4 protein-coding genes are annotated in these 12,787 nt (G+C 39.1%); 3 read left to right on the forward strand and 1 reads right to left on the reverse strand.

Going from position 1 to position 12,787, the window contains the following annotated elements; translation table 11 throughout:
• The first annotated feature begins 1,136 nt into the window (after positions 1–1,136).
• The 3 genes from ASG38_RS08795 to ASG38_RS08805 all read left to right on the forward strand — a co-directional run bounded on the left by ASG38_RS08795 (position 1,137) and on the right by ASG38_RS08805 (position 11,030).
• Complete coding sequence (locus ASG38_RS08795; RefSeq protein ID WP_162239683.1) at positions 1,137–8,087, forward strand: T9SS type A sorting domain-containing protein; 6,951 nt, start codon at positions 1,137–1,139, stop codon at positions 8,085–8,087.
• Positions 8,088–8,329: 242 nt separating this feature from the next.
• A complete protein-coding gene (locus ASG38_RS08800) occupies positions 8,330–10,810 on the forward strand; it encodes a T9SS sorting signal type C domain-containing protein (protein WP_056069337.1) in 2,481 nt (826 codons plus the stop codon).
• Between the two features lie 16 nt (positions 10,811–10,826).
• Positions 10,827–11,030 (forward strand): hypothetical protein, encoded by a 204-nt coding sequence (locus ASG38_RS08805; RefSeq protein ID WP_157486129.1) that lies wholly within the window; start codon positions 10,827–10,829, stop codon positions 11,028–11,030.
• A 65-nt stretch (positions 11,031–11,095) separates the two neighbouring features.
• Here ASG38_RS08805 and ASG38_RS08810 read toward each other — a convergent pair whose 3' ends face one another.
• Positions 11,096–12,685 carry a peptide chain release factor 3 gene (locus ASG38_RS08810; protein ID WP_056069343.1) on the reverse strand — a complete coding sequence of 530 codons (1,590 nt, stop codon included), beginning with the start codon at positions 12,683–12,685 and terminating at the stop codon, positions 11,096–11,098.
• Between the last annotated feature and the right edge of the window lie 102 nt (positions 12,686–12,787).

A 12,787-nucleotide genomic window follows, 5' to 3' on the forward strand; every position in this document is an offset into this window, starting at 1 on the left:
AGAATTAAGATATTGAAAGTCTAGATTGATTAATGGACTATATTTGTTTCTATTTTTTCAAACTTAATATGAAAAAAAATAATATGAACTACACAAAAGAATAGAATGTAAATTTGCATGTAAATTCTATCATTATGTGTAGTATAAATAATATACGCTATGATGGATATATAAGTCGCCTTGATTTAGAGGGATTTATTGCTTTTCTTATTAAAACAAATACTACTTCAACGTTTTTTATTGAACTTTATCGGGTTTATTTTTTTTTCGGTAACAGTTTCTCTAAGTTTATCTGAGAATTAAAATTTCATTACAAATACTGCAAATACTACCACACGCCAGCTAATTTCCCCTAAGATTAGAAGTTAATGTATTAAATTTATTTGGGATGAAGATTTTGTATAAAGAATCGAATGCTGTTGGTCGTAATGATGATACAATGCTGTCAGGCAATTCCATTGTCAGATTTTTTGTGTTTATGGTTTTACTTTTATTGAGTTGCGCAGGTCTTTTTGGTTAGACCATCAAGAATAAAGATTTTAAATAAGTAATGCTCTTCTTCCTTTTTCAAATTAGCGATGGAGGGCTTTTTTATGTCTTGGATAAAAGGTTAGAGTTTTTTTGTAAGAAAAAATTGTCTAAATAATTTTTTAAATAATAAAATCGGTAAAACTTCTCTAAAAGTTATGCATTTGTTGCAATAGTGTTAATGGTTAATTTCGTTGCTAAAAGTGTTTAAAAAAAGGTTTTTTGTTGCTTATGTCTGGTAGTTTTATTGCTGTTCATAAATTTTTTCTTTAAATATTAATTTTGTGTTAAATATTATATTAATTTTCCGCGTTGTTTGAATCGCATTTTTTTATGCAAATTACGGAAGATATTTTAAGGAATTTATCAATTTCTTTGAGGGTCTTTTGTTCTGTCCTATAATGTGGGATTCAATTAACAGATGTTCTTACTTTATTTTTAATCAATTTACTTAAACTATGATGAATTATTACACTCTTTCGAGTTTTAGAAAAACCTCTAAACTCAGAAAAGGGATTGGGAATTTGGCTGACCCCCGGCCTGATTCTATTTCTCGCGGAGCTAGGCCTTCTTGGATTAGCTTGTTTTTGATAGTCATGTTGATGGCTATGAATCATTCAGTTTGGGCCCAGAACTCGGCAAATTACACGTTTGCCACTTCCACTACAGGTTCACTGGCACTTGATATGAATGGCGGAGCCGTTGATATGAGTACAGGAACCACACAGCTGGTAGGTGCTGGTCTTGACGCAGCCGTTTCGGCTGTTACCAATATTGGATTCGACTTTCATTTTATGGGAAACAGGTTTACCCAGTTTTCGGTTCAGGAAGACGGAATCTTGCAATTGGGATCAACAGCTGCGCCAACCAATACTTATAGCATAAATGGAGGTTCGGCCACTTCTCCAAGACTTTCAGCTTTTAATGCTGATTTAAGAACAGGTCAGACTTCAGGAAAAGTTCATTATAAAGTATCAGGTACGGCACCTAACCGAGTTTTGGTTGTAGAGTTCGTTAATATGCAGCTTTTCTATACAAGTTCGGCAATGTCAGGAAATTCAACATGGCAGATACGACTTTATGAAAAAGGTAATGTAGAATATGTTTACGGAAGTATGTCGGCTGTAGATGTTGGTGCCGGAAACAAATCCCCTTCTATTGGTTTCTATACAGGGTCTGCAACAGGTGCTTTTGCTTCGGTTTTATATGCCGGTAATACTGTTTCTGTAACGAATCCATATGCTGCCAATCCGGCTGTAGCCGCTTTAGGAGCTATTGCCAATCTGGATTCAGCTGCTGATGGAAGCAGAAGAGTTTATCAGTTTATACCTCCGGGAAATCCGGGGAATGCACTAGCTACTGTTATTCCACCGCCTACATTTTTATCTTTTTCAAATGTTGGAGGAGGCAATATGACATTGAATTGGGCTGAATCTTCCCCTAATATTGATGTAGTAAAATATATAATTTTAAGATCTTCTGATGGGGGTGCTACTTATACACTGGCAGGTACTGTAAACGTAGGAACTACTACCTACAATGCAACTGGATTAACTCCAAGTACTACCTACTCATGGCGTATTTATGCCATTAGTGAAGGAGGTAAAAGTACAAACTTAGATGCTGTTCAGGCAACAAATCCTCCGGGCACTTTTACATCTATTACAACAGGAAACTGGAATTCAGCGGCAACCTGGGATGCAGGAAGCGTTCCGAATTCTTTTGACAATGCGGTAGTTTCTGCAGGAACAACAGTAACGGTTGATGCAACCGGTTTGTCTATAAACAATCTTTCCGTTGAAGGAACTTTAGCTTATGGAACTACACCAACCAATTTTACGGTAGGCAATAATCTAACAGTAGCATCAGGTGGGGTTGTAAACGTTTTTAACGGAACTACAGGAAAAACATTGACTGTTGCCGGAAATATTACTAACAATGGTGTGATTGATGTGTCCGTCGGTGCAACTACAGCTGGTAACTTAACATTAAGTGGAACGGCTGTGCAAACGGTGAATGGTTCTGGAACATTTAATACAGGTGTTATCAGAAACCTGACGTTCAGCAATACTGCAACGGCCACACCAAACATTAATTGGCTTATCAATAATGTAAAGGTGGCTTATAACCTAAACCTTACAGGAGCCAGAATTAATTTGGGTACAAATAAAATGACTTTTGGTAATGCTGCTGCTGGTAATACTTTGACTGCACCAGTAGGTACAGGATTCTTGTCAGGAGCTAAGTTTTCAAGATGGTGGACGGCTGCTGCAACAGGAACAGGTATTTCTGCGGGATCAGATCCTACAGGAACGGCAAGTAGATATCCGTTTATCAATGCTGCTGGTGACAGTAGAGCAATGTACATTACGAGAACCAACGCAACAGGTGCTGTAGCCGGTGAATTGGCAGTAATATATAATGATGCTTCTGGTATTACTTCAGGTTTGACCGTTGCAGACGGAGCTTATACCGTAAACGAAAGATATAATGGAAACTGGGTAGTTTCAAATGAAGGAACACCTATTAGTTCAAGCTCATATACTGTGGTTTTATTCGCGCAAAATGCATTTCCTGCATTAGTGAATGGAAATGCAAGAGTTATGTTTGCTAATGCGGCAATAGGAGGAGCGCACCAAAATGGTACAACAACTCCAGGAGCGCAAAGAATTACAGTATCTCAGACTGATTTATTGTCTGCTCCTTTATATGTAGGTGTTGCATCTTCTGATATTCCATTTATTTCTGTTGCTAATGGAAACTGGACTACGCCAGCTACATGGAATAAGAATGCAGTGCCAGGTGCTACTGATGTTGTAACAATAGCAAATAACACGACTGTAGCTTTAGACGGAACAAATACTATTACAGGTTTGACCGTAGCAACAGGAGGTACTTTGAATGCGGCAACCGGAAGTCTTAATTTTACAAGCCTTACAAATAGCGGTACCGTAAATATTTCAGGTGGTATTTTGGCAGCTTCAGGTACTGTTACAAATAACAACATAATGAGTGTTACTGGCGGTAGCTTAAGTGTTACAGGAGCAAGTACTACAGGTATCACAAATGGAGCAAGCGCTACGCTTACTGTTGGAGGAGGTACAATTAACCTTTCTGCTGCAGGAGCAAATAACCGTACTTTTGCAAATAATGGGGTTATGACTGTTACATCGGGAACTGTAAATGTTTTCGGTAACATGGTTCATAATGGAGGATCTACTTTCAATCAAAGTGGTGGAAATATCAATATTGACGGTAATGATGGCGGAAATGCTGCTAACTCTGTGGCTTCTGGAACAAATATCTTGAATATTACTGCAAATGCTGTAGCTAACCTAAGTCTTACAGGTGGTACGATTACTATTGTCGATCCTCCTCAAAGTTCAAGTACTTCAACCTATTCGTTGAGAATTTCACAAGGTGGTGCATATAATTCAGCTGGAGCTAACCATACTTTCAAATTTGGAGATGGTATATCTAATGATAGTAGTACTACAGGAAGTAACGGATTTTATGTATACCTTTTCCCGGGAAGTTTTATTTACGGTTTAGGAAATGTTACTGTAGATGCTGGGACTATCGGGACAAACAGATTTGTGAGAACAACTTCTACTGTGCCAATTAAAGGTAATCTGAATATTATTTCCGGTGATTATCAAATGGGAAGTACACACCATTTAGCTGGAAACCTTATTAATAATGGTACTCTAACAGCAGGAAGTACTTTAAGTATCAATGATTATAATGGCGCTGCTGTAGTTTCTACAAATGCTCAGACTATTTCCGGAGCAGGTGTTTTCAGAAATTCAGCAACGACTACTACTGCCAACTTGACCTCTTTGACAGTTAATAATTCTAGTGCAACTGGTTTAACTTTAGATGTTCCTCTTTCTATTAGTGGTACATTAACGCTTACAAGCGGAAAAGTTAATACGACTAACGTTAATTTATTAACGTTAGGGACAGCTACTGCTGGTGGAACATTAACAGGAGGAAGTGCAACAGCTTATGTAAATGGTCCGTTGGCCAGAACTATAATCAGCGGTAACTCAAATACTACTTACCAATATTTCCCTGTAGGAAAAGCTGCTTATGCGCCAATTTGGTTAGCTCCGGCTACTACTGCGGTTTCTAACTTTAAAGCAGAAGCTTTTGATTCTAATACAGGTACAGCAGACGTAAGCTTACTTAATTTGTCTGCAACAAGAAGATGGGAAATTCCTTTAATGTCAGGTACAATTACTGATATGAATGTAAGATTGGGAGATGCTTCAATTGTGAGCACAAGTATCCCTGTTCAGGCGTTAACTCCCGCAGGTGTTTACACAAATGCTTTTGGTAGCGTTGCCACTTATGCAGCTGGAACGGCGGGAGCTCCTAATACTACTCAGTCCAATCTGCCTATTTCTGCCGCTAATTTCACAGGCTATGTTTCTTTTGCAGATTCTAATGCTTGTAGTGGTACTCCAAATCCAGGAAATACTGTAGCTTCTGCTACTACAATTTGCGCTGGTGCTTCTGTAGCATTAAGTCTGCAAAATGCAATTTCTGGTTCAGGTGTTACGTATCAATGGAAAAGTTCTACAGACGGAACTGTTTATAACGACATTGTCGGGGCAACCACGCCTACATTGACTGTAGTGCCAACGGTAGCTACATATTATGAGTGCGTAGTGACATGTTCTGCGGGACCAGCTACAGGAACTTCAACTCCTGTGCATATTGTTTTCACACATCAGGTAGCGACAAATACGCCGGCTACACGTTGTGGTACGGGAACTGTTCAGCTAGCAGCTACACCAAGTGCAGGTGCTACTATCAATTGGTATGCAGCTGCTGCTGGAGGTGCTCCGGTAGCTACAGGAAATACCTTTACAACTCCATCTATTTCTGCAACAACAACCTATTATGTTGCTGCTGAAGTGTCTACTCCTCCTGCAGCTAATACATTAGGAGCCGGAGCAACAAATTCAACTACTGCAGGACAATCTTTCTTCCCTGGAAGCTGGGGAGGAACCAAGACTCAGTATATTATCAGAGCTTCTGAATTGATTGCCGCTGGATTTTCAGGAACGTCTAACTTTACTAGTTTAGGATTTGAACCTACAACTTCAGGTCAGGCTTACCAAGGATTTACTGTACAATTGGCAAATACAACAGCAACGACAGCTCCTACAACTACTTTTATTAACTCAGGATTGGTGCAAGTATACGCTGGAACCGGAACCAATGGTGGATTTACACCAGTAGCTAACACAGTGAATACATTAGCTTTTGGAACAGGTGCAGGTTCATCTTCAGTGTTTAACTGGGACGGTAGTTCTAACATTCTTGTTACTATTTCATGGAGTAGTGTTCCAAGCGCTACAACTTCTTCAAATAGTTCTTTGAAAGTAGATGATGTAGGATTCGTAGCATCGGCTTACAGACAGAGAGATAGTGTTACTCCTGCAGCGATGTTAGCTGAAACGGATGTAAGCGGTACAACTAATTTCAGACCTAAATTTATAATTAACGGACAGTCAATCTGTTCTTCGCCAAGAGTTCCTGTTGTTGCTACAGTAACAACTGCTCCGGCTCTTACATTGAGTGGAAACCCGGCCGCGGTTTGTGGAGGTGTTGCTACTACAGCTGTAACAATTACTGCTGGTGCTTCAGATTATGATACGTATGTATGGTCGCCTTCTACAGGTGTTTCCGGAAATGCTGGTTCAGGATGGACATTCACTTCTTCGGCAACTACTGCATACACGCTTACTGCAACCAACACTACAAGTGGATGTTCTAATACCGCAACAGTGAACGTTACTGTAAATACAACTCCTCCTGCAATTACTGTGACGCCTGATGCGCCTGCAGTTTGCGCCGGAAGTGTACAGCAATTGACAGTGTCAGGTGTGCCTACCTCACCAACTCTTGTTTCCGGAACGGGAGCTGCTACTTCAGGTACTAACGCTACTAATGCAACATTAGGTCCAAATCCATTCCAGGCATATTATGGTGGTACAAAACAACAGTGGATTTATACTGCAGCTGAATTGACGGCTTTAGGCTTTATTCCTAATACGCAGATTAGTGCTATAAAATTAGATTTAGCTACAGCCAATACTACTTATGCACTTAACAATCTTGTTGTAAAAATGAAAAACTCTGCTACAGCAAGTTTTGCTACAGCTACTTCATGGGAGGCGGGTATGACAACGGTTAAGGCTGCTGCTAACTATACTCCGGTTGTAGGCTTGAATAATTTTGTGTTAGACGCTCCTTTTACCTGGAACGGTACTGATAACTTAATTATTGAAATGAACTATAGCAATAATAACGGAGGTAATAGTACTACTTATAACACGGCTAAACATAGCCCTACAACTTTTGTAAGTACTATTTTCTATAGAGCAGATAATGTGACTGGTACAGCAATAGATGCATTTGTTGGAACTTCAAGTTTTACTTATAGCTCTAGAAATGATGTTACGTTTGAAATAATTGCTCCTGCAATTACCTGGACATCAACTGGAACAGGTGACTTGTTTACTGACGCAGCAGGTACAATTCCATACGTAGCCGGTAGTGCAGCAGGAAGAATATATGTGAAACCTGTTGGTAACACAACATATACAGCCACTGCTACTATTGGAACCTGTTCTTCAACAGACAGTACTTTGGTAACTGTTACGCCAACTGTTACTCCTAACTTTGCTGAAATTGGAACAATTTGTCAGTCATCTACGGCTCCAATACTTGCTACGACTTCTCCAAACGGAATTACAGGAACATGGTCTCCTGCAACGGTTAATATGAGTGCAAACGGAAGTTATGTTTTCACACCAACTGCCGGGCAATGTGCTACAACCCAAACGTTGAATGTGGTTATTACTCCACAGACTGTTCCTAACTTTGCACCAATTGCAGATATTTGTCAGGGCTCAACAGCTCCAACATTGGCAACAACTTCTCCAAATGGAGTTACAGGAACATGGAGTCCTGCAACAATCAGTAATACGGCTAGTGGAGCTTATGTGTTTACGCCAACTGCAGGACAATGTGCTACAACTCAAACGTTAAATGTAACTGTAACGGTTACTCCAGCTCCAACAGCTACTTCTCCACAAGATTTCCCTGCTGGTGCAACATTGGCAAGTTTGACTGTGAATGGTACTGGAATTATCTGGTATGACTCAAGTGCAGCTGGAAACGTATTGCCAGCTACAACTCCAATAGTTTCTGGAACTACTTACTATGCTTCACAAACAGTAGGTGGTTGCGAAAGTATTCAAAGAGTAGCAATACAGGCTGGTACGGCACTTAAAGTAGACGGTTTCGACAATACGAACTTTAAGTACTATCCAAACCCAGTAAACAATATTTTAACTGTATCTTACAGCGAAGCCATAACAGGTCTTAAGCTTTACAATATGGTAGGTCAGCAGCTGATTACTAAATCAGTAAATGCAAATGAAACACAGATTGATATGTCTCATTTGCCGGCAGGATCTTATTTGTTAGAAGTATCTGCAGGTAACAAGTCTAAGATGGTTAAACTATTGAAGAATCAATAATCAATTTTTATTGGTAAAATGAAAAGCCTCCTTCGGGAGGCTTTTTTGTTGTAAAAAAGTTATTGAAAAGTAAATTTTTAAATTTCTATAAAGAATTTTATTGTTAAAAATATTTTTTGTTATCGTTTAAAACACAATTAGTTTCGATGAATAACATAAAATGTTAATTCTTAACAAAAAGATAATGCGTTTGTTTAATATTTTATTAACGAATTCTTAACTTTGTGAAAAACAAATTTATAATGAAAAAAACTTTACTATTTACATCCTTACGGACACTGATGGTTTTGGTGTTTGGATTATTTTTTAATGGAGTATGGGGGCAAACTTCAGTTCAAAACTTTGGTACTGGAACAGCAAACCACACATCACAAACAGGATCTACAGGTATTATACCTAATCCAACTTCCGGAACTACTTGGGTAAGAGGAGGGGCGACAGCACCTAATGCTCCAATTAGTCTGTTGAATGGAACAAATCCTTTAGGGACTGATGGAAGTTATGTAAGAGGAACGGCATCTAGTTCAGGTTCAGTTGCAAAATTTTCTCCTATGGTAGGATATGCCGGAAGCACGGAGTTTTATACTTCTTTTAAAGTGATATTTGGGAATTCTACTGCTACTGCCGCAGCTGCTACAGGAAGCTGGTCCTTTTATCAAGGATCTGGTTCGATGTATTCTGATGCGAATGATTTAAGTAGTGCTGCAGTATGTATGGGTATTCGATTTACATATAATGGAGCAGGGAATGTAAGTATCACTTCAAGACAAGGTTCTAACTGGGTCACTACAGGACTAACTGTGACTTCTTTGACGCAACTGGATGTTCATACGGTTGAGATTATTGGTAACAATAAATCCAGTGGTGTAATTAATTATACATATAATGGTTCACCTGCGAGTGTAGCCGTTCAAAAACATGATTTGTATATTGACGGGGTTTTAATTGGTAACGATATTGCCTTGGGTGGACTGTCTAGCGGATCTAATGTTAACAGTACAACATTTATAGGGATTAGTAGTACTTCCAATGCTGCAAATATTTTTGTTGACGATGTGGTTGTCTATAATGCGGTTCCGGCATCTATTGGTACTGCTCCAACTTCAACAACCTGGGATGGAACGGCCTGGTCAAACGGAACACCAACATCTTCCCTTGACGCTATTATAGCAGGAAATTACTCTACGGGTGCAGCTGCGCCACAAGGGGCATTTACAGCTAAATCGCTTACGGTAAATTCAGGAATATTTACAGTGGCATCAGGAACTTCGGTAACTGTTGAAAATGCAATTGTAAACAATGCGGCTTCAAGCAACTTTATTGTAGAGAATAATGCGAATCTGATTCAGACAAATGCTGTAGCCAATACAGGATCAATCAAGGTAAAAAGAAACAGTAATCCGTTATACCGTTTTGACTACACTTTATGGTCGTCTCCATTAATCGGGCAAAATCTGAAAGGTTTTTCTTCAGCAACGCTTTCCAACAGGTTTTATACATACAACACTGCTACGGGTACAAATGGTGATTACGAAGCTGTTTTTCCAACGCAAAGTGAAGGGTCTTATAATTTTGAATCAGGAAAAGGATACCTGATCAGAACTCCGGACTCACATCCGGCTTATGTTGCAGGTAATCCTGGAACTGTTATCAATGCAGAATTTACAGGTGTTCCATATAACCAAAGTGTAAACGTGGCACTTTCAAATGCAAATACAGGTTTCAATCTTGTTGGAAACCCGTATCCATCTGCAATTTCAATTGCTCAATTGTTTTCTTCTAACTCAGATGCAATTGACGGAACAATCTGGTTCTGGAGAAAAAGAAACGGAGCTTCAGGTAGCGGTTACGCTACTTCAACAGGAATGGGAGTAACAAGTGCCCAGCCGGAAGCAGCAGCTCTTAACCCAAATGGTGTAATCAATGCCGGACAAGGATTCTTCGTAAAAGTGAAATCGGGAGCGACTCAAAATACATTGAATTTTAGCAATGCGCTTCGTTCAGCAACTACCGGAGGTGCATTTTTTAGAAATGCAAATACAACCGAAGTAGAAAGACACAGAATATGGTTGAATCTTTCTAACGGAACAGAGGTTGTAGGTCAGACTTTATTAGGTTATATGACAGGTGCTACTTCAGGTGTTGATTATGGTATTGAAGGTAGCTACTTTAATGATAGTGCCATCGCATTCACTTCTTATATCGAAAACAAGGAATTTGCAATTCAGGGAAGAAGTCTTCCTTTTACATCTGATGATGTGGTTCCAATGAGCTTTAAAACAGATGTTGCAGGAAACTATACTATTGCAATTGATCATGTTGATGGACTTTTTGCGGGCAGCCAGGAAGTTTTCTTAAAAGATAATACGACAGGACAACTTCATAATCTTAAATCAGGTGCTTATTCATTTGCGTCTGAAACAGGAGTGTTTAACAATCGTTTTGAGATAGTTTACAGAGCAGCACTTGGTGTTAAAGTGCCTACAATTTCTTCTAATAATATTGTAGCATACAAACAAAACGGTTCTTTGGTTATCAATTCCGGAAACTATGTTATGGAAAACATTGAGCTTTACGATATGAGCGGCCGTCTGATTTATACCAAAAATAATATCGACGCTTCATCAGCAGTAATAGCGAATCTTCCTATTGCAAACCAGGTTTTGGTAGTGAAAATTACTACGGCTGAAAATGGAACTGCCAACAAAAAAATTGTTTACTAATATTACCCCGTCAGATATGAAAAACTCAATTACAACAAAAATATCGAGCCTGTTGCTTTTGTTATTCCTAAGCACGGCATCTTTCGCACAAGATCCAACTGAAGCACCAGAGGATGAGGATGTAACGCCAGCGCCAATCAACGATTATATCGTGCCAATGCTTTTGGCAGGAGTGGTTTTAGGTTACACTTTTATTAAAGGAAAAGCGAAAAAGGCTTAATTGTTAGAAGCTCAAAAACAAAAAGGCTGTACATTGTACAGCCTTTTTTTATTGATGTTTTTGGATTAATCAAATTCTGAAGTAAAAAACAATTTCACGGTTGGGTATTTGTTTTGTGTCATCTGGATAGTAAAATCAGAATCGGCAAGAAATACCAATTGCCCGTATTTGTCATGGGCCAAAAACTTTTGCTTGATACGTTTGAACTCCTTAAACTCTTCATTTCGGGCATCATCAGGTTTTACCCAGCATGCTTTATGTACCGGAAAGTTTTCATACGAACATTTAGCCCCGTATTCATGCTCCAATCTGTATTGGATAACTTCATACTGCAAAGCTCCCACGGTCCCGATTACTTTTCTGTTGTTCATTTCCAAAGTGAAAAGCTGGGCTACACCTTCATCCATCAGCTGGTCAATTCCTTTTTCAAGCTGTTTCGATTTCAACGGATCGGCATTGTTGATATAACGGAAATGTTCCGGCGAAAAACTAGGAATTCCCTTAAAGCTCATCAATTCGCCTTCCGTTAAGGTGTCACCAATTTTAAAATTCCCGGTATCGTGCAGACCTACAATGTCACCCGGATAAGAGATATCGACAATTTCTTTTTTCTCGGCAAAGAAAGCATTCGGACTTGAGAATTTTAAAGTTTTATTCTGGCGTACATGCAAATAAGGCTTGTTTCTTTCAAAAGTACCCGATACGATTTTGACAAAAGCCAGTCTGTCCCTGTGTTTTGGGTCCATATTGGCGTGTATTTTAAATACAAATCCCGACATTTTACTTTCGTAAGGGTCAACCAATCTTGTTTCTGATTCTTTCGGTCTTGGCGAAGGTGCAATTTCTATAAAGCAATCCAAAAGCTCACGAACTCCGAAGTTATTCAGGGCAGAACCAAAAAATACAGGCTGTAGTTTTCCTTCAAGATAGGCCTCCCTGTTAAAGCTTGGATAAACTTCTTCAATCAGTTCCAGTTCCTCACGCAGTTTATCTGCCGGTTTTTGGCCGATGATTTTTTCCAGTTCAGGATTCTGGACATCAGAAAAAGCAATGGTTTCTTCAATGTTTTTACGGCTGTCGCCACTAAAAAGATTGATGTTTTTCTCCCACAGGTTATAGATTCCCTGAAAATCATACCCCATTCCAATTGGGAAACTCAACGGAGTAACCGTCAATCCTAATTTTTGCTCCACTTCGTCCATCAGGTCGAAAGCATCTTTTCCTTCGCGGTCTAATTTGTTGATGAAAACAATCATCGGGATATTTCTCATTCGGCAAACAGCAACTAATTTCTCTGTCTGTTCCTCAACCCCTTTTGCCACGTCAATAACAACAATAACACTGTCAACTGCAGTAAGCGTTCTATAAGTGTCTTCCGCAAAATCCTTGTGTCCCGGCGTATCGAGAATATTGATTTTTTTATCCTTATAGTTGAAAGCCAAAACCGAGGTCGAAACCGAAATTCCTCTCTGGCGCTCAATTTCCATAAAGTCGGAAGTGGCACCTTTCTTAATTTTATTGTTTTTTACGGCTCCGGCTTCCTGAATCGCTCCTCCAAACAAAAGTAATTTTTCAGTCAGTGTTGTTTTTCCGGCATCGGGATGCGAAATAATCCCAAAAGTTCTTCTTCTTTCTATTTCTTTTTGAAAACTCATATCCTGTATAAAAATGGATTGCAAAAATACTATTTATTCAACAAATAATCAGCGTATAATAATAACAAGAAACCGGAGTTATGCTTTTTTATAAATACGGCG

Origin of the sequence: Flavobacterium sp. Leaf359, from assembly GCF_001423985.1 — a bacterium.
GTDB lineage: Bacteria > Bacteroidota > Bacteroidia > Flavobacteriales > Flavobacteriaceae > Flavobacterium > Flavobacterium lindanitolerans.

What these genes read in the sequence shown, in the direction of transcription:
- ASG38_RS08795 (WP_162239683.1), top strand. Translation starts at nt 1,137, where the DNA reads ATGAATCATTCAGTTTGGGCCCAGAACTCGGCAAATTACACGTTTGCC.
- ASG38_RS08800 (WP_056069337.1), top strand. Translation starts at nt 8,330, where the DNA reads ATGAAAAAAACTTTACTATTTACATCCTTACGGACACTGATGGTTTTG.
- ASG38_RS08805 (WP_157486129.1), top strand. Translation starts at nt 10,827, where the DNA reads ATGAAAAACTCAATTACAACAAAAATATCGAGCCTGTTGCTTTTGTTA.
- ASG38_RS08810 (WP_056069343.1), bottom strand. Translation starts at nt 12,685, where the DNA reads ATGAGTTTTCAAAAAGAAATAGAAAGAAGAAGAACTTTTGGGATTATT.